This window comes from Methanofollis liminatans DSM 4140 (assembly GCF_000275865.1).
In the GTDB taxonomy this organism is placed as follows: Archaea; Halobacteriota; Methanomicrobia; order Methanomicrobiales; family Methanofollaceae; genus Methanofollis; species Methanofollis liminatans.
The window spans coordinates 1,019,755-1,042,513 of the sequence record NZ_CM001555.1 but is presented as its reverse complement, the minus strand read 5'-3'; the positions used below and the strand labels follow the sequence as shown (position 1 = coordinate 1,042,513).

Sequence of the window (22,759 nt, the reverse complement as noted above, 5' to 3'; positions counted from 1 at the left end):
CCCCACAGATTCATTTCGTCTGAAACCTCAACCCTATATACAATGCAACGAGATCTGGTGCGGCGGGGCAGGCTCAGCGATGACCGGACAGGCGAGGTGATGCACTTTCTCTCCTCGATGGCGGCCGATCACGAGATCGCCGATATGGACGTGCTGGTGGATATGGCCCACCTCCTGATGCTCTCCCGTCAGGGGATCATCGATCGTGCGGCGGCGGAGGCGCTGATGCGGGCCCTCCTCGGCTTCCACCGGGACGGGATCCCGGCGGAGGCCTACGACGAGCGTTTCGAGGACATCCATGCCGGCAAAGAAGCAGTGCTGATCGGGCAGGTCGGCGAGGCCTTCGGGGGGCGCCTCCATATGGCCAGGTCGCGCAACGACGAGGTGGCGACCTGTATCAGGATGCGCCTGCGCGACGACCTGATCGCCCTGGTCGAGGAGACCTGCCGCCTCAGGGGGCTCCTGCTCGACCTCGCCGGCGAGCATACGGAGACGATCATGCCGGGCTTCACCCACCTCCAGCATGCCCAGCCCACCACGCTCGCCCACCACCTGCTCGCCTACGAGGCGGCGCTCGGCCGCGACTGCGGGCGGCTTCTTGGCGCCTATGGCCGGGCGAACGAGTGCCCGCTCGGCGCCGCCGCCTTCGCCTCGACGGGCTTTGCAATCGACCGGGAGATGACTGCCGCCCTCCTGGGCTTCGAGCGGCCGATGGGCAACTCGATGGACGCCGTCTCGACGCGGGACTTTGCCCTTGAGGCGCTCTCTGCCTGCGCCGTCCAGATGGCGACGGTCAGCCGTCTCTGCGAGGAGATGGTCGTCTGGAGCACCGCGTTTGTCAGGTTTGTCACGCTTGCCGACGGCTACTCCTCGACAAGTTCGATCATGCCCCAGAAGAAGAACCCGGACACCGCCGAGATCATGCGGGCGAAGGCCGGGACGGTTGCGGGCTCGCTCGTCGCCGCCCTGACGATCACAAAGGGCCTCCCGATGAGTTACAACCGCGACCTGCAGGAGCTCACCCCACACCTCTGGCGCGGCGTCGAGGCGGCGCACCAGAGCCTCGGCGTCCTGCGCGGGATGCTGGCGACGGCGACCTTCCACCCGGACCGGATGGCTGCGGAATCCGGATGCGGGTTCTCGACGGCAACCGAACTCGCCGACGTCCTTGTGCGGGAGTACGGCCTCCCCTTCAGGACGGCGCACTCGATCGTCGGGCGGGCGGTGAAGATGGGCGCCCTCGACCTCACCACCCTGGAAGCGGCAGCACAGGAGGTCGCCGGTCTCTCGCTCTGCGGGCAGGGGCTGACGGCCGAGCGCGTCGCTGCGGCGCTCGATCCCGCATTTTCCGTCGCCGAAAGAAAGGCGATCGGCGGGCCGGCGCCCTCAGAGACGACCAGGGCAATTGCAGAGCGGCGGCGCCTGCTCGCCGGAGATGAGGAGGCGGTGGCCGCACGAAAAGAGGCAGTGGCAACGGCGATCGCCGGACTGATTTTGGAAGCCGGGAGGCTTACAGAGCATGAGTGAAGCATTTTCAACCGGCGACATCGTCGCCGCCTCCTGCCGGGGCCACCCGGTGGAAGGGATCTATATCACGGACCGCGACGGCATGGCGGTCGTCAAACTGGGCAGCGGCTACAACATCGGGGTGGACCCGGCGACCTGCACCCTTGTTCGGAAGAACGGGGGAACGGCAGTGCCCGCACCCCCCGCGGTCGAACAGGACGAGAGCCTGCCCGGGTTTGCGATCATCTCCACCGGCGGGACGATCGCGTCGAAGATCGACTACCGGACCGGGGCGGTGACGAGCCAGTTCACCGCCGACGATATCCTCAGGGCGATCCCGGGACTCTCCTCGATCGGCCGTTACCGCGCCGAGGTGCTCGCCACCATCCTCTCTGAGAACATGACGCCGGCGATCTGGCAGGATCTGGCGCGGGCGATCCACGCCGCAATCAGGGGCGGCGCCCGCGGCGTGATCGTCACCCACGGCACCGACACGATGGCCTACTCGGCCTCGGCCGTCTCCTATATGCTCGACACCCCGGTCCCGGTGGTCTTCGTCGGCTCGCAGCGCTCGGCCGACCGCCCGAGCTCCGACAACATCATGAACGCCATGTGCGCCGCCGCCGCCGCGGGTTCAGACCTCGGCGAGGTCGCCGTGGCGATGCACGCCACCACGAACGACGATTATTGCGCCCTTCACCGGGGGACGCGGGTGCGAAAGATGCACACCTCGCGCCGGGACGCCTTCCAGAGCCACGACATGGCCCCGATCGGGCGGGTAGACTTCCCGTCCCTGCAGGTACGCCTCGCGGACGGGGCAGTGCGCCGGGGCGCCTCTGCCCTTGCGCTCCGCGACCGCCTCGAAGAGCGCTGCGGCCTGCTCGCCTTCTACCCCGGCATGGCCGCGGAGATCGTCCGGGCCTACGAAGGCTACCGCGGCCTGGTCATCGCCGGCACCGGCCTCGGCCATATCTCGACCGGGTGCATCGGGGCGGTGCGTGACCTGATCGACGCCGGCACCACCGTGGTGATGACCTCGCAGTGCCTGCACGGCCGCGTCTGCGACCGCGTCTACGACACCGGCCGCGACCTCCTCGCCGCCGGCGTGGTCGAAGGCGAGGACATGCTCCCTGAAGCGGCGCTCACCAAGCTGATGTGGGTGCTCGGGAACGAGTCAGACCCCGAAGAGGTGCGGAGACTGATGGCAACCGACCTGAAAGGCGAGATTGTGAGGAGGTCTGCGCATGGACTATAAGGCGCTCGGCCTCAAGGCCGGGATCGAGATCCACCAGCAACTCGACACGGCCGAGAAACTCTTCTGCCGCTGTCCGACGGCGCTGAGAAAGACCGAGGAGCACACCGGCGAGTTCTTCCGCTACCTCCATGCGACGGTCTCTGAGATGGGCGAGATCGACCGGGCGGCGGCCGAGGAGATGATGGACCTGCGGCAGTTCCACTACCTCACCTACGACACCACCTGCCTGGTCGAGAACGACGAGGAGCCCCCGGCCCCGATGAACCGTGAGGCCCTGGGGATCGCCCTCACCATCGCAAAGACCTTCGCGATGCACCCGGTGGAGCAGGTGCACACGATGCGAAAACTCGTCATCGACGGCTCGAACACCAGCGGGTTCCAGCGGACGGCCCTCGTCGCCATGGGCGGCGTCCTCCCGAACGGCGGGGTCATCGAGACGATCTGCCTCGAGGAAGAGGCGGCGCAGCGAGTCGAGGGGAACACCTTCTCCCTGGACCGCCTGGGCATCCCGCTCGTCGAGATCACCACCGCCCCCTGCATGTTCACTCCCGAGGATGTCCAGGGGACGGCCGAGTACATCGGCATGGTGCTCCGCTCCACCGGCAAGGTGAAGCGGGGGCTCGGGACGATCAGGCAGGACATCAACGTCTCGATCAGGGACGGGGCGCGGGTCGAGATCAAGGGCGTGCAGGAACTCGACCTCATCGCCGAGGTCGTCCGCCGGGAGGCGCAGCGGCAGACGAACCTGCTCGCCATCCGCGACGAACTCCTCGCCCGCCATGCCGCGGTCGGCGAGGAGACGCACGACGTCACCGCCCTCTTCGCGGGAACGAAGTCCTCGATCCTGAAGAAGGCGAAGGCGATCCTGGCCGTCGTCCTCCACGGCTACGCCGGACTGGTCGGCCGCGAGATCCAGCCCGGCCGAAGGCTCGGCTCGGAAATCTCGGACTACGTGAAGAAGTGCGGGCTCGGCGGGATCTTCCACACCGACGAACTCCCGGCCTACGGGGTGACCGCTGACGAGGTCGAGAGCCTGCGCCGACACCTCGGCGTCGCCGACGAGGACGCCGTCATCCTGATCGCCGGGGACCGGAAGAAGGCCGAGTGCGGGGCAAAACAGGTCAGCCACCGCGCCCGCCTCGCCCTCGAAGGGATCCCCGAGGAGACCAGGAAGATGCTCGAAGAAGGGAGCACCGCCTATATGCGTCCCCTGCCCGGCGCCGCCCGGATGTACCCGGAGACCGACGTCTTCCCGGTGGCGATCACCGGCGCCCTCTGGGATGCGGTCGGGGTGCCCGAACTTCTTTCTGACCTCGCCGTCCGCTTCGAGACCGAGTACGGCCTCGACGCCGCCCTTGCACACCAGGTCGCGTACTCCGAGAACCTCCCCCTCTTCAGGGCGGCGGTCGACGCCGGGATCAGGCCGAACCTCGCCGCACGGACGGTCCTCGCCACCATCAAGGAGCTGGGGCGGGACGGCGTCGCCGTGGAACGGCTCGCCCCCGCGGAGATCCTCGCGGTCCTCCGGGCGGTCGAGGACGAAACGGTTGCAAAGGAGGCGGTCCCCGAGATCCTCGCCGGGATCGCCGCCGGCACGCCGGTGGCCGACGCCATCGGTGCACATGCGGGCGGGATGAGCGACACCGATCTCGCCGCTCTTGTACAGACGATCGTCGCCGATCGCATCGAGTTCGTCCGGGAGAAAGGGATGCGCGCCCTCGGCCCGCTGATGGGGCTTGTCATGGAGGAGGCCCGCGGCAAGGTCGACGGGAAGAAAGTGAGCGAAGCCCTGCGGCAGGAAATTTCCCGGGTGATCTGAGCAACATCTTTAAACCCGGTACTGAGTAAATATATAGGGAGTCTGATTATGGGAAAAACAGGAACCACCACCTGGGCACAGGTGAAGAATGTCGCAGGCAAGATCCGCCTGGTTAGAGCAAAGGAGTCAACCACAAAGAAGCCGGGTCCGAACCAGCGCTTCAAGGCCTCATCGACACTGAGGAAGATCGCAATCCAGGCCGAGCGTCAGCAGGGCCGGGGCGGCAGACCCCAGCAGCGCCGTGGCGGCTCGCGCGGCGGTGCACGCGGCGCCCCGAAGATCAACGACCCGCGGATCCGCAGGCGCATGCCGCGGTCCAAGACCACTGCGATGGGCGTGAAGCAGAAGTCCAGATAAGGCGTGAGATCCCCCTCCAAATCATCTTTTATATCTTCTGCATCCATTCAATGTATGGATCCGAAGACGGCCGTTTTGCAGTATCAGTACGGTGAAAAAGCAAAATCCGAACTGATCCGTGCGTCAAAACTGATCGCCGCCCTGACCGGCTTTTCAGATGCCGAAAAGGCCGGCGGGAAGAAGATGCTTCTTCTCATGCTCGAAGAAGTCCGGGCAGATCTCGAGTTCGCCCATAAGAGCACCGGCCATGCCTCGTTCAGGAAGGCGATCGAGACACTGAGCTCTGTGATCGCCATGGTCGAGGGGGGGCACTACGACGAGGCGGTCCCGGCGGTTGCCGGTGCGGTCTCGGCGGCGACCACCGCAGCCCAGGAGGCATGGGAGGCGCTCAGCAGCCATGGACTCCTCTGAGTTCCTTGCGTTTCTCGAAGCCCGGCAGTCGGTCCGCGAATACGACACCGGCACGGGCGTCACCGACGAGGAGGTCGCCGCGATCCTGAAGGCCGCCTCCTCGGCGCCGAGCGCAGGCAACCTGGAGGCATGGGACGTCGTCCTGGTCAGGGCGGAGGACCAGCGCGAGGCGCTGGCCGGGGCCGCCTACGACCAGGAGCACATCGCCGCCGCGCCGGTGATCCTCGTGGTCTGCTCGAACTATGTGCGTTCGATGTCCAGATACGGCGAGCGGGGTATTCTTTATGCCCTTGAGGACGCAACGATTGCGTGCACCTATATGATGCTCGCAGCACACGCCCTGCGTCTCCACTCCTGCTGGACCGGCGCCTTTGACGAAGACGCTGTCAGGGAGGTGCTCGGCATTCCCGCGCACATCCGCCCGGTGGCGCTGCTTGCGGTCGGGAGAGGAGTGGTGCCGGCAGCGCGGACCGGACGTATGCCGGTCGGCGAGCATATCCATAGAGAGACCTGGTAAATTTTCTGGAACTGTGAGATTTCATGACCGATTACAACGTATCACTTGAATCAGCATGGGTCATCAAGGACGTCAAGTCCCTTGACGACGCCATCGGGATCGCGATCAGCGAGGCCGGAAAACGGCTCAATCCCTCGGCAAAGTTTGTTGAGATTGAAAGCGGGTTTATCCAGTGCCCGTACTGCGAGAACGACCTGAACTGCGCTCTTGTCGTCGCCAACACCGCTCTGGTCGGGCTGTCCCTTGACATGAAGGTCTTCAACGCCGAGTCGGGCGAGCACGCTTCCAGGATTGCAAAGTCCGTCATCGGTCGGGCACTCGGCAACGTCCCGCTGAAAGTCACGGACGTGCAGGAGTTATGAAATCCTCCGGTGCGGCGGAGCCGATCAGCGTCGTCGGGCACACGGCAATAGACCATATCTGCCGTGTGTCGAATTTTCCCGAGCGGCACACCTCGGTGCCCACCATCGACCACCAGATCTTCTTCGGCGGCGGGGCGGCGAACATCGCCGCCGGGATCGCCACCCTGGGCGAGCCCTGCACCCTGGTGAGCGCCGTCGGATCGGATTTTCCCGGCAGCGCCTACGAGCGGCGCATGGAGGAAATCGGGATTGTTCGGCAGTTTTTTTATGTCGATGACCGCCCGACGGCCACCGCCTTTATGTTCAACGACGAGGGCGGGGACCAGATCACCTTCTTCGACTGGGGGGCGTCCAGGGTCTTCGAGACCGCGGAAGCGCCTGCCCTCGATTTCGTCCACATGGCGACCGCCGACCCGTCGTTCAACGTGAGGGTTGCGGAGAAGAGCGATTTCGCCTCGTTCGATCCCGGGCAGGACATCTCGAAATACTCAAAGGAGCAGTTCGAGACGATCCTGGACAATATCACCGTCCTGTTTGCGAACCGGCACGAGGCGGCGCAGATGGCCGGGACGCTCGGAATCTCGGTCCACGACCTGGCCGCCCGGGTGGAGATCGCCGTCTTCACGATGGACGCAGAGGGATGCATGCTCTGTATCCGCGGCGAACGGCAGACCGTGCCGGCGGTGCGCGTGAAGGCGGCCGACCCGACCGGGGCCGGGGACGCCTTCCGGGCCGGATTTTTGACGGCGTACCGCCGCGGCTACGCCCCGCTCCGCTGCTGCACTATCGGGACGGTGACCGCCTCGTTTGCGGTCGAAGAGATGGGCTGCCAGACAAACCTGCCGACCTGGCAGCGTATGGCACAGCGGCACGAGCAGCATTTCGGTCGGCTCGGATAAGATTTGCAGCGTACATGGAGAGAGAACCGATGACAGAGCAGAGCGATGGCAGCGACGTCAGGATGGCCGGGCTGTCGAAGTACATCTTCACGGCGCCGTCATGGCCCCGTTCCCTTGCGATCATCGTCATCCTCGGGATGCTCATCGACGCCGCGAGCATGCGGTCGGAGAGCATCATACTCTTTTTCGGCACCCTTGCCTTCTCCGTGCCCGGCATCCTGACGACCCTCCTGACGCGGCCCCTGATCCGCACCCGGGGACGGATGATCCCCTGGAACCGCTCGGCCCTGCTGGCGGCGGCTGGAACGGTCTTTGCGGTGATCGTCGCCATCTTCCCGGTGGCGCTCGGGCTGGCGGCGTACCTCCCGCTCAGCTTTGCGATCGCGATGGGGCTCGTCTTCGGGATCAGGATGCTCGTACTGGCGGCGATCGCCGATTACCACCTTTCCCGCGTCGTTCTGCCGGCCCTCCCACAGAGCGTACTCGGCATCGCCGCGGCGTCCCTCTTCTTCGGGCCGGGCTATATCGCCCTCGGGGCGGTGCTGCACCTGGTCTTCGGGTTCGGGTGCCTGCTCTTCATCTGGTTCATCGAGCGCCCGCTGAACAAGGGCTTCCATATCAGCGCCCTCAACTTCATCAACACCTTTATCGAGCACATGACCGACGGCTCGAAGCGGATGGAGGACTTTTTCCGGGAGATCGGCGAGGAGGTGACGGTGCCGCAGGTCACCCTGGCATTTGAACGCGAGGGGAAGGACGGCATCATCTTCACCGTCCCGAATGTCCACCCGGGCCCGATGGGGGAGATCGGCGGTGGAAACCTGACAAAGCGGATCCACGACGCCTTCCCCGAGGAGGTGCTCACCACCCACGGGTGTTCGACCCATGACTTCAACCTGGTCTCTGAGTCTGAGTCTGAGAAGATCATTGCAGCGATGCAGAAAGCCCTCGACGGCGTTTCGTTCGTCCCCCGGGCCGGGCGATCGCAGCGCCTCCAGACCGGTTCAGTGAGCCTGCTCTGCCAGCCGGTGGGGGACGCCCTGATGATGGTCTCGACGCGCTGGCCAAAGAAGACCGAGGACCTCGATTTCGCGATCGGGATGACGATCATGGCCGAGGGGCACAGCAGATTCTCCCACTGCGCCTTTGTCGACGCCCACAACTGCATGGCCGACGTGGCCTCGCCGGTCGCCCTGGGCTCGAAGGTGGGCAACGAGTATCTCTCGGCGGCGGCGCGTGGGATCGCCGCGGCGGCGGGCGGCGCCGTGCACCCCTTCAGGGCCGGGGCGGCGCATGTGCCGGTGCCGTTCTCCCGTGAGGAGGGCTTTGGCGATATCGGGGTTCAGGCGCTCGTGATCGAGGTGGACGGGCAGCGGACGGCTTATGTCCTCTTCGACGGGAACAATATGGTCGAGGCCCTGCGCCCGGCGGTGCAGGCGGCGATTGCGGACCTGGTGGACGAGTGCGAGGTGATGACCTCCGACTCCCATGTGGTGAACACGATCAGCGGGAAGAACCCGGTCGGGATGCATGTCCCACCCAAAGAGATCGTTCCCTATGCGGTCGAGGCGGTGCAGACGGCGATCGCCGACCTCGCCCCGGCCAGAGTGGGGGCGGCGTCGGCCTGCTGCCGGGACATCATGGTCTTCGGCTCGAACCGGATCTCTGAGCTGGCGAGCACCGTGAACGCGATGCTCGTGTTTATCCCGCCCCTTTCGCTTGCGATCCTGCTGGTGGCGTTTTTGCTCTCGGTGATCGCGTACCTGGTGATCGGGTGAGGGGGCGCCGAACCGGAGAAATACTTGATGACCACGCTTCCGGGCGCCTGACCGACGCGATTAAAACCGGCACTATCACCAGCAATCCTCATATTCTCAGATATATGCCGGGTTTTTGTTCCTTGATGGGTACTTGATCGATCCCTTCCCGGCGGCATGGCCGCCGACGCCGCTCCTGATCTACACCGTCCCCCTCAGACCCGACCCCCTCCACCGCACGGCATAAACAAAGCGTATATAATCAATTTTACATACTACAGCATAGCGATGGAAGAATATCAGGAGAAACTCATTGCCGTCCGGGAGTATCTCAGGGAGAAAAGCCCGCAAAAAATGTCTATTTCGGCCATTTCCAGAAATCTTGAGATAAACCGGGGGACGGTAGCCAAATATCTGGACATTCTCAGGATCAATGGCCAGGTAACAATGGCGCATTACGGCAAATCAAAATTATACACGATTTCCGAAAGAATTCCGACGGCATCCCTCTTCGATTATACGACAGATATCATCGTCATAATGGACGCTGGTGCCCGGATCCTGATGGCAAATAAAAGCTTTTTTTCCAAATTCGACATATTAAAAGAGAGAGAACTGGTAGGAACCAATATTTTTAAAATGGGGATCGATATTTTTTCCGATCCCTCGATTCAAAAAAATATCAATCGAATGATCCGGGGAGAACGATTTCTCCGCGAGATGGAGCATATCGACGAGAACACCAACCAGATCTATTCGATCAAATTCATTCCGACCGTTTCTCTGGACGGAAACAAAAACAGCATGATCGCCCTGAGGGACATTACCGATCAAAAACAAACCGAAGAAGCCCTCTCCATCAGCGACGAGAAATTACGGACGATTTTTAAAAAAGTCCCGAGCGGCATATTGTTCTTCAACGAATCGGGAAACATCACCAATGCAAACGGTGCATCCCTCAGGTTGCTTGGCGTGGACCACTACCAGGATCTGATGCAGACGAATCTCTTCGATCTCTTCTGCCGGAAAGAACGGATAAAAAATGCCCTGATCAACGGAGAGATCGGTGAAATAGAATTCATCTGCGATTTTGATCGTTTAAAGCGAGAAAAGATTATGCCCACCTCAAAGTCGGGAATTGCATATTTTGAAGCGTCATTCACCCATATTTCCAGTGAAACCGGATTTCAGGAGTATGCCATCCTCTTTATGGACGCTACGGCAGAGAGACTGGCAAAAAAAGAGCTTAAATTCAATGAAGCACGCTATCGTTCATTTTTTAACGACACCTGCACCGGCGTCCTGATCTACCAGCCCGTCGACGGCGGCGACGATTTCGTCATCAAAGACGTCAACCAGGCCCTCGAAATTATCCTGCAGGTGAAAAAAGAGGAGGTAATCGGGAAGAAACTCTTCGTCAAATTCCCCGACCTCCCGGTCAGGAGCGTGCGTCAGGCGTTGAACCGGGTGGACAGCACCGGGGTTCCCGAGGTTGTCCCGCCCCTCCAGTACATCAAGAACGAAACATCCCCGTGGCTCACGCATTTTATCTTCAAACTGCCGACCGGGGAGATCGCCTCGTTTATGATGGATCTTTCCGAGGACGTGAGAGAAGAAGTGACATATCGAAAAATGCTCTGCAACGAAAATTGTTAGTCGATCGTCGTCCGGGTGTGCACCCCGGAATATGGTGCTGCAGACAAACGGAAGATCCGGAGGCCATATTCAGGACATCTTCCCCCGATAACGCCCCCGAGCGTACGATCATATAAAAATATTCTTTTTATTGCTCATCATAAGGTCGGGTCACACGGGCGGTTTCGATCCCGGCGACGGAAAGATCAGACGGAAATCATGTACTGTGTCAGGAAGCCCCCGGAAGATCCGATCGGATCTCCCCTCCGACCGGCACAACATTATATAAAAAGATCGCATTTGATCCCATTGACCACCAATAAAAGAGAGAATTATAACCACAGGAGATAAGTCATATCTGTGTAGGTCAGAATCCTGCACAAAACACGGCAGATGGCGCACCGCCCGCATGGACAGGGAACATCTGAAATTCACTCTTGAAAAGTTGTGAGTTCCTGAGTGAACATCAGGTCCGGCCCCATCCAATTAGATTAGAATACCAGCAGTATTTTAACTTTTGGTTAGCGATCCATGCACCGGTTCCCCTCTCTGCCAGAGAGACGATGGACATGGAGACAAAAGTAGGCTACTTCGCGTCTCTGGAGCAGTACAAACCCAGAGACGCACTGGAACAGACTGTAAGAGCAGAAAATGTCGGCTTCGACTCGGTCTGGGCTGACGACCACTTCCACCCCTGGTACCACACCAATGCCCAATCCGCACAGGCATGGGCCTGGATGGGCGCGGCCCTTGAAGCAACGAAGAGGGTCTTTATTTCCACCTGCATCACCTGCCCGATCATGAGGTACAACCCGGCGATCGTTGCGCAGACATTTGCAACGCTGAGGCAGATGTACCCCGGCAGAGTGGGTGTCGCCATCGGCGCCGGGGAGGCGATGAACGAAGTGCCGGTGACCGGCGAATGGCCGAGCGTGCCCGAGCGCCAGGACATGACGGTGGAGGCCATCGGCGTGATGCGCCAGCTCTGGGGCGGTCAGGAGCCCGTCACCTTCAAGGGGAAGTATTACACCCTCGACAAGGCGTTCCTGTACACCAAGCCCGACGATGAGGTTCCCCTCTACTTCAGCGGCATGGGCCCGAAGGGAGCACGCCTCGCCGGCAAGTACGGCGACCACCTGATGACCGTAGCGGCAGACCCCTCGGTGCTGAAGAACGTCACGATCCCGAACTTCGTCAAGGGTGCAGCCGATTCAGGAAAGGACCCGAGCAAGATGGAGCGTGCGATGCTAATCTGGTACTCGGTCGATCCCGACTATGAGAAGGCAATCGAAGGCCTCCGCTTCTGGGCCGGATGCCTGGTCCCTGCCATGTTCAAGTACAAGGTCTATGACTCAAAGGAAGTCGAGGTCCACGCAAACCTTGTCGGACATGACATGATGAAAGAAAACTACATGGTTGCGACCGATGCCGAAGATCTCATCAAGGAGATCGAGAGATTCAAGGCCGCCGGAATCACTCACTTCTGCCTCGGAAATTCAAGTCCCGACGTGAACCTGGGCATTGATGTCTTCAAGGACGTCATTCCACACGTCAAGAACTAATATCGATGGGGAAATCTCTTTTTTTGGATAAACCATCGTCTTGAGGAGGAGAGCATGAAAGAATCGAGAATCGTCGATCTGTTTGATGAAACAAAGATCATCTATCCGGAAAAGGAGGTGGATGCAAAGGAAACGGCATGGTATGAACATCCGGCCTTCAAGGGCGTGTTTCTCAAAGACCTCGTCAGAGGAAAGGATACAGGAGGCCAGTTCAGCTGCCATATCGTGATGATTGAAAAAGGGTGCGAAGTGGGCAATCACTCTCATAACGTCCAATGGGAGTTCAATGAGGCCATTGACGGAAACGGAGTATTTATTCTCGGGGATAAAGAGATCAGGTTCAACGCCGGGTACTCCTTTGTCACCCCGCCGGGGGTGGAGCATACCGTCATTGCCGAAGGGAAAGACCTCTATATACTGGCGAAATTCGTCCCCGCCCTCTAATGCAATAGGCCGCACGTGACCCATCACGGCGCAGCGAAGCAGCAGATCTGGCTGCTGCGACGTGATGGGTCAATCCAGAGAGGATTTCCTCGGATGCACCGCTCTGGATCCCATCACCTTTCTTTTGACCGATCGAACGTCCCGGGCACCAGTTCGCCCGCCATCACGTATTCCGCCGGGATCGCCTCCTGATCCCGAACGCCGCGGACGGCTGAAAGCCGCACCTCCGGCAATACCCCGGGGCACCGGTGCTCCCGTCTCCCTACTTCATCGCGATCCGGTGCATCAGGGTCATGACACCGGGCTTCGCAGGTTTTCTCCGCCGCGATCCGAAGGGATTTGCCTCCATCATGGAGGGTGCGTTGAACATCTCGTCGTTCAACCGGTCGTTGATCTCGTCGAAGATCCTCTTATACGCGGTGCAGTGCGGGTCGACGTCTTTTATCTCCCCGCCGGTCGGGGTGATCGCGTTGTACGGGCACCCGCCCCGGCAGTACCCGATGTGCGCACACCCCCCGCAATGCCCGTCCACGAACTCCTTATAGGCCTGCATCAACTGTCCGGCCGCCGAGGCGGCGAGGTCTTCTGCGGTCGGGCGGTCGCGCACATGCCCCATCACGTAGGCCGGCATCCCGATGAAACGGTAGCAGGGGTAGATGCTCCCGTCGGGCCCGATCGCGAAGGTGTTTCCCATGCAGTCGGCGAAGGTGCAGACGGTGCCGCGGCGGGTGAACACGCATCGGCAGAGATCGTTGATGTTCATCACGTCGATCTCGCCCATATGCTCGAGGGCCTGGTCCAGGAGGTAGACCAGGAGTTCGCCGTACTTCTCCGGGGAGAGCGCCCATTTCTCGGGTTCTGAGCCGCGGAGGGAGGGCAGGGCAGGGTGCAGTTTCAGGGTGAACGCGTTTTCCAGGAAGAACTGGAAGATCTCCTCGCGGTGCTCTACGGAGTGGCGCGTGAAGGTGCAGATGAAGCTGACGTCGAGGCCGTGGGCCCGTGCGATCTCGTAGCCCCGCATCGTCTTATCGAAGTAGCCGTCCCCCCGCTGGAGGTCGTTGAGATCCCGCGGGCCGTCGATGCTGGACCCGAGCGGGACGCGGTACGCGGCCAGCACCTCTGCGATCTCCGGGGTCATCCGCCAGAGGTTGGTCTGAAGGGCGAAATAACAGCCCTGGCGGCTCAACGCCTCGGCGAGCATCGGCAGCGCCTGCCTATAGAACGCCGCCCCGGCGAGGAGGGGTTCGCCGCCGTGGAAGGTGACGGTGGCGGGGTCGTCCCTGAAATCCCTGAGCCATTCTGCCACTTCCCTGAGGGTCTCGATGCTCATCACCGGCGATCCTTCCTCTGAACTCCAGCAGTATGCGCAGTGGGACGGGCACCCGAGCGTCGGCACGAGCATGATGTGAAAGGGCGTTTTCATTACGGCGTTGTTTCTCTTTCTTCAAAGAATAAGGTTGCTAAAGGGCCAGGTCAGGCCCGCTCCCCCTCGAGGTACCTCTTATACCACCAGAACCAGGGCGTGTCCAGGAACCCGACGATGTTCTTCGCGACGATCTGGCCGACGATCAGGGGGAGGAGCGGGGCCACCCCGGCAAAGGCGAGGGTGACGAAGATCACGCTGTCGAGGGTGAGCCCGAAGATGTCGCTGGAGAGGCTCCGCAGCAGGATCCGGTCAGGGTACCGGGCCTTGAGGAGGGCGAAGACCCGGGCGTCGAGCGTCTGGGTGATCAGGAAGGCGATCCAGGAGGCGACGACGATCCTGATCCCGAGGGAGAAGATCTCCTGCCAGGTCTTCTCATAGGCGAAGAAGGGTGCAGGCGCAAGGGAGTTGGTCATCAGGATGAAGGCGACCAGGAGCACCTGCGAGAGAAAGGCGATCCCTATAGCGATCCTGGTCTTCTCCTCGCCATAGACCTCGTTGATCATGTCGATCGCCTGCGAGAGGAAGGGGTAGATAAAGACCGAGGCCGGGGCGAAGAAGACGGCGATGCCCAGGTCGAAGGCGACGGTCCGCGTGGCGATGATCTGCGAGGCGGCGAGGTAAACGACATAGAAACCGACCAGCGCCGCATAGCCGTACTCCCGGTAGCGTTTGATGATATGGGCCGAGGCGTAGGTGACGAGGGTGAGGCTTGTGATCCAGTAGAGCCAGACGACCGGGAAGTCCATCTCCCTCTCAGGTTGGTGTGGATGGGACTTGTAGGTGCCGGGCGATCACAGCACGCAGTCCCGGCAGTCCTGCGCCCCGCAGGCGAGGTTGTCGATCTTCCACTTCAGCGCCCAGCGCTTGATCTCCCTCACCACCCCGATGATCTCGACGCCGCTCTCAGAAAGCCCATACTCGCTCTTCACCGGGAAGGCAGACGCCTCGACGCGTTTCCACACAAGCCCCTCCTCCTCCAGTTCCTTCAGCCGCGCCGAGAGCACCTTCGAGGTGATCCCGGGGATGGAGTCCTTGAGTTCGGAGAACCGGCGGGAATACCCATCCCCTTTGTAGAGCTCCAGCAATATCAGGAGCGTCCACTTTTTCCCGAGATATTTCACCGTCTCATTGACCGTGCACCCGTCCTGCATGGTATACTCTAAGAAACTCCTCGGTACTTATATATTAGTATCAATTCTATACTTTGTATCTAAAAGATACAAAATGGAGATGCAACGATGTATTGTTACCAGTGTGAAGAGACCGCAAAAGGGTGCGGGTGCACGACGATGGGCGTCTGCGGCAAGGACACCGAGACCGCCGGGCTCCAGGACGTCCTGATCTACCTGGCAAAGGGGATTGCGGTGCGCAACTGTGCGGCGATGGAGAAGGGAACCGGGAACGGAAAGGCCGGAAAGTTCATCGCCGAGGTGCTCTTTGCGACCCTGACCAACGTGAACTTCGACAAAGAGCGCTTCCACGCGTATATCAGGGAAGCGATCTCGATCCGCGACGCCCTCCCCCCGGCCGGCGAGATCGAACCCGACGCCTGCACCTGGACGCCGGCGGACGACGCGGCGATCGCGGCGAAGGCCGGAGAGGTCGGCGTGCTGGCGACCGCGAATGAAGACGTCAGGTCTTTGCGCGAACTCCTCGTCTACGGCCTCAAGGGCGTCGGCGCCTACTACTACCACGCCGACGCCCTCGGTTACGAGGACGACGAGATCACGGCGTTCATCCAGCGGGCGCTCGCCTCCACCCTCCAGGACCTCACCCTCGACGAGATGGTCGGGATCATTCTGGAGTGCGGCGGCGTCGGCGTGCGGGTGCTGGCGCTCCTCGACACGGCGAACACCGCGACCTTCGGCGCCCCCCAGATCACGATGGTCAGGACGGCGCCGGGCACGCGGCCCGGGATCCTGGTCACCGGTCACGACCTCAAAGACCTCCACGACCTCCTGGAGCAGACGAAGGGCCTCGGCGTCGATATCTACACCCACGGCGAGATGCTGCCGGCGCACGCCTACCCGGCCTTCAAAAAATACGGACACCTGATCGGGAACTACGGCGGGTCGTGGCCCTTCCAGAAAGAGGAGTTCGAGGCCTTCAACGGCCCGGTGCTCGTCACCACCAACTGCCTGGTACCGCCGAAGGAGTCGTACAAAGACCGCATCTACACCACCGGCCCGGTCGGGTTCGAAGGCGTCGCCCATATCCCGGAGGCGGCGGACGGCACAAAGGACTTTTCCGCCATGATCAGGCACGCACAGGGCTGCCAACCCCCGAAGAACCTCCACGGCAGGGCCAGGCCCAGCTGGGTCTCCCTCTTCGGGGAGAAGGGCGGCGATGGCAACCGCGACCTCATCACCGGGTGCGCCCACGGTGCGGTGCTCGCCATCGCCGGCACCGTCATCGATGCCGTGAAGGCGGGCGCGATCAGGCGCTTCGTCGTCATGGCCGGGTGCGACGGGCGGCAGGGCGAGCGCTCCTACTACACCGAGTTCGCGCAGGCACTCCCGAAGGACACCGTGATCCTGACCGCCGGATGCGCCAAGTACCGCTACAACAGCCTCGACCTCGGCGATATCGACGGCATCCCCCGCCTCCTTGACGCCGGTCAGTGCAACGACTGCTACTCCCTGGTCGTCATCGCCCAGGCGCTCGCGGAGGCATTCGGCGTCGGGATCAACGACCTGCCGGTCTCGTACAACATCGCCTGGTACGAGCAGAAGGCGGTGCTCGTCCTCCTCGCCCTCCTGCACCTCGGCGTGAAGAATATCACCCTCGGCCCCCGCCTCCCGGCCTTCGTCTCACCCGGCGTCCTGAACGTCCTGGTCGAGAACTTCGGGATCAGGAAGAACACCACCGTCGCCGAAGACCTGCACCTGATGGTCCCGGGGAACTGAAGGGAAAAAATCTCTCGATATAGGCCCGGGCACTCCCTGAGGAGTGCCGCTCCACCTGACTGAGGTCACGTCTGCGGGGCGATCCGGGGCGCAATGCCCGGGCACTCAGATGCCGGGCGATGGCCTCCCGGAGGTGCGGTGATGACGAACCGCGCCCCCTTCCCCTCCTCTCCGATCTCGGCGATGGAGATGCCGGTGATATCCAGGATCTCACGCACAAGGAAGAGGCCGTGGCCGGTGTGCCGTCCATAACCGCTCTCGAAGATCCGCTCCTTCAACCCCTCAGGAACCCCGATCCCGTTGTCCTCTATGACGATGGCGGCGCTCCCGTCATCCTGTTCATGGCACGAGATCCCGATCGCTGTCACCCCCTCCCCGTGCCGCACCGCATTATCCAGGAGGTTCGCAAAGACCCTCTCAAGCATCGGGTCAGCGAAGACCTCCACCGCCTCGGCCTGCAGATCGAGGAGGATGCCGTCAAGGGGGACCGATGCCGCCGCCGCCCTGACCACCGCATCCAGGCGCTGCCACGCCGGGGGCATCATCCCCATGTTCTGATAGTCTTTTGCGAACTCAAGACCCTTCTGGATATTCATCACAGCCGCATGCGCGTGCTCGATCCGTGCCCTGACCTCCTCATCATCGATCTGTTGTGAGGCAAGGGAGAGCGACCCCAGCGCCACCGTGATCTGGTTGAGCATATCGTGCCGCGTGATCCCGGAGAGGAGGTTGAGTTTTTTGCTGGCCTTTTTCAGGGCGTCCCCCGTGTTCTTCTGTTCGGTGACATCCATCCCGTAGACTGCAAGCGACCCGACGGCCCCGCCCGCGTCGGTGACCGGGCAGATCTTCACGTTGATGCACCTGCCCTGAACAGAACACACCTCATCGATGAATCTCTTTTCCCGTATCGCCCTTTCGAGAGGCAATTTCAAGACGGTGAACGCCTCGGGGTAGAGATCGCGGAGAGACAAACCGACCGCCGCGCCGCCCCTCCGGCCGAAGGTCTCGACCATCGCATCGTTTGCGGCGAGGACGATCCCGTCTGCGCCCAGCAGAAGGGCCGGTTCGGGCAGGGCGTTCATGAAAGAGCGGAGGTTCTCCTCACTCTTCCGGATCGCCTCTTCAGCCTGTTTGCGCTCGGTGATATCGAGATATGAGGCGATCCTCAGGGTCGTCCCGGGGATCATATCGACCACGGCGCTGTACGCCCTCACCACCCCCTCCCTGTCCACGGCCCTGAACTCATAGCATCGCGGGGCAGAACCCCCGGAAATCCGTCTCTGCCGGTGATATTCCAGCAGCCGTCCCCGATCCTCCTCCGCGACGAACTCGGTCCAGCTCCTCTTCCCCACCAGCTCCTCGACAGGATACCCGGAAAGACGCTCAAACTCTCTGTTCGCCATCATAATGGTGGTATCTTCATTGAAGACCGCCGTCGCCTCCCCTGATGTCTCGAAGATCGCCCGGTTCATCACTTCAGAGAGATGCGCCTCTTCCTGTGCTTTCTTCCTCCCGCTGATGTCATAGGCAAAAGCGCACATGAACTCCTTATCGCCCATCCTGTGATGGGCCAGGGAGATCTCCACGGGATAGACGGTTCCGTCTTTTTTCCGGTGGACCGATTCGACCCTGAGGTGGTGCTCCTCTTTGAGCTGCTGCCAGAGTGCGCGCCAATCGTCCTCCCCATAGAGGGAATCGACGTCCATGACCCGCAGGTGCCGGAGTTCCTCCCGCGTGTATCCGAGCATGGAGCAGGACTGCTCGTTGACGTCGAGGAGGAAACCATCACAATCGATCCAGTAATATTCCTCAGGAGAGTGCTCGATCGAGAACCGCGTCCTGACGAGTGCCTCTTCAGTTCTTTTCCGCTGCACCGCCTGCCTGATCTTGAACGCCAGTTCGATGAAGAGTGCCTCCGGATCTCCCCCTTTCTGGAGATAAAAGTCGGCGCCACTGTTCAGGGCCTCGATCACCACCGCCTCGCGCCCTTTGCCTGTGAAGATGATGAGGGGTATATCCATCCCGCCGCCGCGGATCTCCTTGAGCAGTTCTATCCCGTTCATACCGGGCATCTGATAATCGGAGACGATGGCGTCATAGGGAGAGGTGGAGACCTGCTCCAGCGCCTCTGCTCCCGAGGTGACGGTGTCGCACGAGAATCCGCCCATTTCTTCCAGGAATATCTGGCAGATCTCACCGAGGGAGGGTTCGTCGTCGACGATCAGAACACGGATGGGGGGGTCTTCCACGAATGCACCACAGGAAGAGAGAACTATTCACCCTAATAAATAATTTAAGATTTAATTCTGGTTGTCAGACGTTCCGGCGCCATCGACGGAATATCGCCGATATTACCAGTATACCGTATATCCTGCCCCTTTCAGCAGCAGGATCACCTGCTCATCCCAGCGGTCGATATCGCCCTCGCGGATCCCGGCGATATTCTCCTCCCAGAACGCTTTGAGCGCCGGGTCGTCCGCCGCCAGGTGCCGGCGCTCCATCACGCGGCCCGCCCGCACCCCGGCGGCGTTCTGGACGAGGAGGCGCCAGCACCGGTACTCCTGGCAGATCTCAGGGCGCGTCCGGTGGACGATGCAGACGACCTCACCGCTCTCCGGGTCCTCCCGCAGAAACGGGCAGGCCATGGGCCACCGCTCGAAGATGCGCCGGTCGGGAGAGAGGCGGGAGAGCGCCGGGTCGATCTCGACCTCGTCGCGCTCGCCGGTGTAGCGGTTTGCCACCAGGAACCGCCCGCCGCCGCGGTCCTCCTCCACGACATGGACATCGCCCATCTGGCTGCAGCACTCCCCGCACCTGATACAGAAAAACGGCATGGCAATCCTTCAGTGGAAATGGGTTGGACGCCGGAGAGATATAACCGCACCGCGGGAAGGGGCGGAGACGAAGGTTCAGATACTCACGCCGCCCACCCCACAGGTATACATGCTAAACAATTCCCGCAACCAGGATACCGATGCCGCCGCCGAGATCATGGATCTCTTCGTCAGGCTCCTCAACAAAGCGGCGGCGATCGAGAGGGAGCCCGTCGACATCGGGCACGGCGTGCTCCTCTACCCTTCGGAGGTGCACCTGATCGATTATATTGGGCGGTTCCCCGATGAGAACGTCTCAGGCCTCGCGTCCCGCCTCGGCATCACCAAAGGCGCCGTCTCGCAGACGACGAAGAAACTGGAGGCGAAGGGCTACCTCGAACGGGAAAACCCGGAGGGCGATCGAAAAACGGTCCACCTCCGCCTGACACGGCGGGGAGAGGAGGCCTTCGCCTGGCACCGCGGCTATCACGAGGCGGTCAACCGCAACATTGTAGGGGAGATCGCCAGCTTCGACCGTCGTGACATCGAGAACTTCAAACGAATCCTGATCCAGCTTGAGGGCATCTTCGACGCCTGCCCCGCGGCGCGGGAGGAGCATACCCAGGCGTTCAGGGAGCGGATCAGGGAAGAGAGAGCTTGAGAGTGCCGCCAGATTGATATTGTTTAGTTGCTAAACCAATTGCATGGACACCATGGAACATGATAGAAAATCGACCGTAATTGCAGACGGCTACACCCTCGGCCCCATCGAGGACGCCGACGGAGGCGCCGTGATCGACCTGTTCAACTACTATATCGAGAACACCTTTGCCGCATACCCCGAGCGGCCGGTGCCGTACGAGTTCTTCGGTCTGCTCCGTGCGGCCTCGAAGGGGTATCCGACCGCGGCGCTGAAGGACGGCGATGGCAAACTCGGCGGGTTCGGCATGCTCCGCGCCCACAGCCCCCTCCCCGCCTTCGCCCGCACCGCGGAGATCACCTACTTCATCAGGCCCGACCTGACCGGGCGTGGGTTCGGGTCGGCGATGCTTTCATACCTCGAGGCGGAGGGCAGGAAGCAGGGCGTCTCCTGCATCCTGGCGGGAATCTCGTCGAAAAACGACGGCAGCATCAGGTTCCATGCACGCCACGGCTTTGTCGAGGTCGGCAGGTTCAGGAACGTCGGCGAGAAGTGGGGCACGCTCTTCGATACCCTCTGGATGGAAAAAGAGATCTGAGGGGATATTACAGGACCTCGACCTCGTCCTCCTGGGCCAGGCGCACCCGCTCCTCATATCCCGGGGGGTCGCGTGCATACTCCCGGATCGCTCCGATCTCTCTGGCCGCCCGGTTCTCCCCCAGTGCGGCTTGCAGGGCAGCGAGTTCGGCGTCATGCCGTCTGAGCATCCCCGCGATGGCCGGATGGCAGTAGTCCTCTTTTTTCACCCTCACGCCGTCGAAATGGCGGGCGTCGTACGCCAGCTGCTCGATCGGCATCGGATCGTCCATGCGTGCGAGGAGATGAATGGCGTCCCTGATCGCCATCCGGCCGTCCGGGTCGTCGCGGGAGCGTTCGACGACCGCCCGCAGCCACCCGGCAGCGGCCTCAGTATCCGCCGGCAGCGTCCCCTGCCGCACGGCCGCAGCGTGCAGTACCTGAAGAGCCGTTCCTGCCGCCCTCCCCCCGAGATCCAGCACCTCTGCCACCTCGTCCAGGTCGGAAGGCGCAAGGGGGTTCACTGCCTTGAAGATGATCATATCCTGGAGGGCGGCGCAGATCGCATCGCTGTCTCCTGAGGCCAGGGCATCTCTCAGAACAGTCATCGTATCGGGATTCGCCATCATGGATACCCGTGTTGCGGATCCAGAAAAATCCTCGCACAAGGAGGAAAAAGAGAGGAGGCACCCCTACAGAGCCACCGCCGCCACGGCGAGCACCGGCAGCATCATGACGAGGGCGAGGTGCGGGCCGTAGCCGGGCGAGGTCTGGAAGGAGTACTTCAGGGTCTCCCACATCTGGGTGAAGGCTGTGAGGGCGACGATCACCTGCAAGAAGGCCGCAGCATAGACGATTGCCCCGATGCCGGTGGCGACGGCGGCGAGGGTGGCGACGAGCGCCAGGATCAGCGCCCCGAAGTGGGGCGCAAGCTTCATCCCGAGCATCCGAAACGTGATAAACCCGGTAACGGTGCTGCTGACGAGGATCGCTAACGCGATCACCTGATAGGTCATGTCCATCTCTGTTCACCTCAGAAGTTTACGACCGTATATGCGGGATCGCTCAGGAGCTGCAGGTAGGTCGCCGCCCCGGCCAGTTTCACGCCGTCGGCGAGGTCGGCCTGCTCGATCCCCCTGAACTTCGCCGAGAGTTCGCAGGCATAGACCGTGGCGCCGGCCGCCACGACCTCGGCCATCAGGCGGTCGAGCCTGTCGAAGGCCGGGTGCTTCACGGCGGCGGCGTTCCCCTTCTTTGCGATGCTCACCCCATCCATCAGGAGGAAGATGGTCACCTTCCGGCCCATGCTCTGCGCCACCTTCGAGAAGATGAAGGTGGCATAGGCCCGCTCGGCGTTGCCGATGCCGTTGCCCTGCACGATGAGGACGCGGTCGCGGTCCACGGCGGCAGCGGCGCCGGCGGCCTGCTTCTCGGCCTTCTCGGCGACGAGGTAGTGGCGGTCGCCCTCGACGCCCTCGCCGACGACCTTCGACCCCGACGAGGTGACGGCGGCGGCAACGTCCGCAATCGTGTCGGCGCTGGTGCTCTTCACTTTCAGCCGTTCACCGACCGGAAGACCGGCGAGGATGTTCCCCACCGTGATCACCGGGCCCGGGCAAAAGTCTCCGCTGACGTCGACCTCCTCCATGCTCTTCCCGGACGGCACCATCCGCGCCTCCACGGCGGCGTCCGCCTTCGTGAACTCCAGGGTGTATCCGTGCTTCCGTGCGACGGCGTCCAGTCCCACCTCGGCGCCGGGGCTGAGGACGAAACGCACCTCTTCGCCGGGATTGTCCAGGTTCTTCAGGACATTCCCGGCCAGGATGCCAGCGTTCGGGGCCGGAATTCCGATTGCCCTGACCGTCTTCGCCATG

At 62.0% G+C, this 22,759-nt stretch carries 23 protein-coding genes; 15 read left to right on the top strand and 8 right to left on the bottom strand.

Annotated features, from left to right (window positions below; all coding sequences use genetic code 11):
• The first annotated feature begins 42 nt into the window (after positions 1 to 42).
• From argH to METLI_RS05290, 12 genes are all read left to right on the top strand, one after another.
• Complete coding sequence (gene argH / locus METLI_RS05345; RefSeq protein ID WP_004038669.1) at positions 43 to 1,527, top strand: argininosuccinate lyase; 1,485 nt, start codon at positions 43 to 45, stop codon at positions 1,525 to 1,527.
• Positions 1,520 to 2,761, top strand: coding sequence for a Glu-tRNA(Gln) amidotransferase subunit GatD (gene gatD, locus METLI_RS05340; protein WP_004038668.1), 1,242 nt, complete (start codon positions 1,520 to 1,522; stop codon positions 2,759 to 2,761). The genes argH and gatD overlap by 8 nt, the downstream gene beginning before the upstream one ends.
• Positions 2,751 to 4,580 (top strand): Glu-tRNA(Gln) amidotransferase subunit GatE, encoded by a 1,830-nt coding sequence (gatE, locus tag METLI_RS05335; RefSeq protein ID WP_004038665.1) that lies wholly within the window; start codon positions 2,751 to 2,753, stop codon positions 4,578 to 4,580. The genes gatD and gatE overlap by 11 nt, the downstream gene beginning before the upstream one ends.
• Before the next feature lie 48 nt (positions 4,581 to 4,628).
• On the top strand, positions 4,629 to 4,937 hold the full coding sequence (locus tag METLI_RS05330) for a DUF5350 family protein (RefSeq protein ID WP_004038664.1): 309 nt from the start codon (positions 4,629 to 4,631) through the stop codon (positions 4,935 to 4,937).
• Between the two features lie 54 nt (positions 4,938 to 4,991).
• Entirely contained in the window at positions 4,992 to 5,348 is a 357-nt protein-coding gene (locus METLI_RS05325; protein WP_004038661.1) for a hypothetical protein, read from the top strand.
• Complete coding sequence (locus METLI_RS05320; RefSeq protein WP_004038660.1) at positions 5,335 to 5,865, top strand: nitroreductase family protein; 531 nt, start codon at positions 5,335 to 5,337, stop codon at positions 5,863 to 5,865. The genes METLI_RS05325 and METLI_RS05320 overlap by 14 nt, the downstream gene beginning before the upstream one ends.
• 23 nt (positions 5,866 to 5,888) lie before the next feature.
• Positions 5,889 to 6,227, top strand: a complete 339-nt coding sequence (locus METLI_RS05315) for a DUF555 domain-containing protein (RefSeq protein WP_004038658.1) — start codon at positions 5,889 to 5,891, stop codon at positions 6,225 to 6,227.
• Complete coding sequence (locus METLI_RS05310) at positions 6,224 to 7,126, top strand: carbohydrate kinase family protein (RefSeq protein WP_004038656.1); 903 nt, start codon at positions 6,224 to 6,226, stop codon at positions 7,124 to 7,126. Before METLI_RS05315 ends, METLI_RS05310 begins: the two co-directional genes overlap by 4 nt.
• Before the next feature lie 29 nt (positions 7,127 to 7,155).
• Complete coding sequence (locus tag METLI_RS05305) at positions 7,156 to 8,904, top strand: DUF2070 family protein (RefSeq protein WP_004038652.1); 1,749 nt, start codon at positions 7,156 to 7,158, stop codon at positions 8,902 to 8,904.
• A 156-nt stretch (positions 8,905 to 9,060) separates the two neighbouring features.
• Positions 9,061 to 10,539 (top strand): PAS domain-containing protein, encoded by a 1,479-nt coding sequence (locus METLI_RS05300; RefSeq protein ID WP_217178707.1) that lies wholly within the window; start codon positions 9,061 to 9,063, stop codon positions 10,537 to 10,539.
• Between the two features lie 548 nt (positions 10,540 to 11,087).
• Positions 11,088 to 12,080, top strand: a complete 993-nt coding sequence (locus tag METLI_RS05295) for a TIGR03557 family F420-dependent LLM class oxidoreductase (RefSeq protein ID WP_048104084.1) — start codon at positions 11,088 to 11,090, stop codon at positions 12,078 to 12,080.
• Positions 12,081 to 12,134: 54 nt separating this feature from the next.
• Positions 12,135 to 12,524 (top strand): cupin domain-containing protein, encoded by a 390-nt coding sequence (locus tag METLI_RS05290; protein ID WP_004038646.1) that lies wholly within the window; start codon positions 12,135 to 12,137, stop codon positions 12,522 to 12,524.
• Between the two features lie 262 nt (positions 12,525 to 12,786).
• Here the strand turns inward: METLI_RS05290 and METLI_RS05285 are convergent, their stop codons facing one another.
• Genes METLI_RS05285 through METLI_RS05275 form a run of 3 tightly spaced genes read right to left on the bottom strand, consistent with a single transcriptional unit; the run spans position 12,787 to position 15,101 of the window.
• On the bottom strand, positions 12,787 to 13,947 hold the full coding sequence (locus METLI_RS05285; protein WP_004038645.1) for a TIGR04083 family peptide-modifying radical SAM enzyme: 1,161 nt from the start codon (positions 13,945 to 13,947) through the stop codon (positions 12,787 to 12,789).
• 50 nt (positions 13,948 to 13,997) lie between these two features.
• A complete protein-coding gene (locus METLI_RS05280; protein ID WP_004038643.1) occupies positions 13,998 to 14,696 on the bottom strand; it encodes a queuosine precursor transporter in 699 nt (232 codons plus the stop codon).
• A 45-nt stretch (positions 14,697 to 14,741) separates the two neighbouring features.
• Positions 14,742 to 15,101, bottom strand: a complete 360-nt coding sequence (locus METLI_RS05275) for a winged helix-turn-helix transcriptional regulator (protein WP_004038641.1) — start codon at positions 15,099 to 15,101, stop codon at positions 14,742 to 14,744.
• An 87-nt stretch (positions 15,102 to 15,188) separates the two neighbouring features.
• On the opposite strand from METLI_RS05275, the gene hcp reads away from it, so the two are divergent.
• The gene (gene hcp / locus METLI_RS05270) at positions 15,189 to 16,856 is read left to right on the top strand and encodes a hydroxylamine reductase (protein WP_004038640.1); all 1,668 of its coding nucleotides are present in this window, start codon (positions 15,189 to 15,191) and stop codon (positions 16,854 to 16,856) included.
• 65 nt (positions 16,857 to 16,921) lie between these two features.
• Here the strand turns inward: hcp and METLI_RS12375 are convergent, their stop codons facing one another.
• A complete protein-coding gene (locus METLI_RS12375) occupies positions 16,922 to 19,105 on the bottom strand; it encodes a PAS domain S-box protein (RefSeq protein WP_004038633.1) in 2,184 nt (727 codons plus the stop codon).
• A gap of 102 nt (positions 19,106 to 19,207) precedes the next feature.
• On the bottom strand, positions 19,208 to 19,690 hold the full coding sequence (locus METLI_RS05260; protein ID WP_004038631.1) for a YkgJ family cysteine cluster protein: 483 nt from the start codon (positions 19,688 to 19,690) through the stop codon (positions 19,208 to 19,210).
• Between the two features lie 109 nt (positions 19,691 to 19,799).
• Between METLI_RS05260 and METLI_RS05255 the strand changes: the two genes are divergently transcribed.
• Both METLI_RS05255 and METLI_RS05250 read left to right on the top strand, forming a co-directional pair.
• Positions 19,800 to 20,330, top strand: coding sequence for a MarR family winged helix-turn-helix transcriptional regulator (locus METLI_RS05255; RefSeq protein ID WP_004038630.1), 531 nt, complete (start codon positions 19,800 to 19,802; stop codon positions 20,328 to 20,330).
• Between the two features lie 43 nt (positions 20,331 to 20,373).
• The gene (locus METLI_RS05250; protein ID WP_004038628.1) at positions 20,374 to 20,907 is read left to right on the top strand and encodes a GNAT family N-acetyltransferase; all 534 of its coding nucleotides are present in this window, start codon (positions 20,374 to 20,376) and stop codon (positions 20,905 to 20,907) included.
• A 7-nt stretch (positions 20,908 to 20,914) separates the two neighbouring features.
• Here the strand turns inward: METLI_RS05250 and METLI_RS13110 are convergent, their stop codons facing one another.
• From METLI_RS13110 to METLI_RS05235, 3 genes are all read right to left on the bottom strand, one after another.
• Positions 20,915 to 21,511 carry a hypothetical protein gene (locus METLI_RS13110; protein WP_004038626.1) on the bottom strand — a complete coding sequence of 199 codons (597 nt, stop codon included), beginning with the start codon at positions 21,509 to 21,511 and terminating at the stop codon, positions 20,915 to 20,917.
• Positions 21,512 to 21,577: 66 nt separating this feature from the next.
• Positions 21,578 to 21,907, bottom strand: coding sequence for a DUF5400 family protein (locus METLI_RS05240; RefSeq protein WP_004038624.1), 330 nt, complete (start codon positions 21,905 to 21,907; stop codon positions 21,578 to 21,580).
• A gap of 11 nt (positions 21,908 to 21,918) precedes the next feature.
• Positions 21,919 to 22,758 carry a DsrE family protein gene (locus tag METLI_RS05235; RefSeq protein ID WP_004038622.1) on the bottom strand — a complete coding sequence of 280 codons (840 nt, stop codon included), beginning with the start codon at positions 22,756 to 22,758 and terminating at the stop codon, positions 21,919 to 21,921.
• Between the last annotated feature and the right edge of the window lies 1 nt (position 22,759).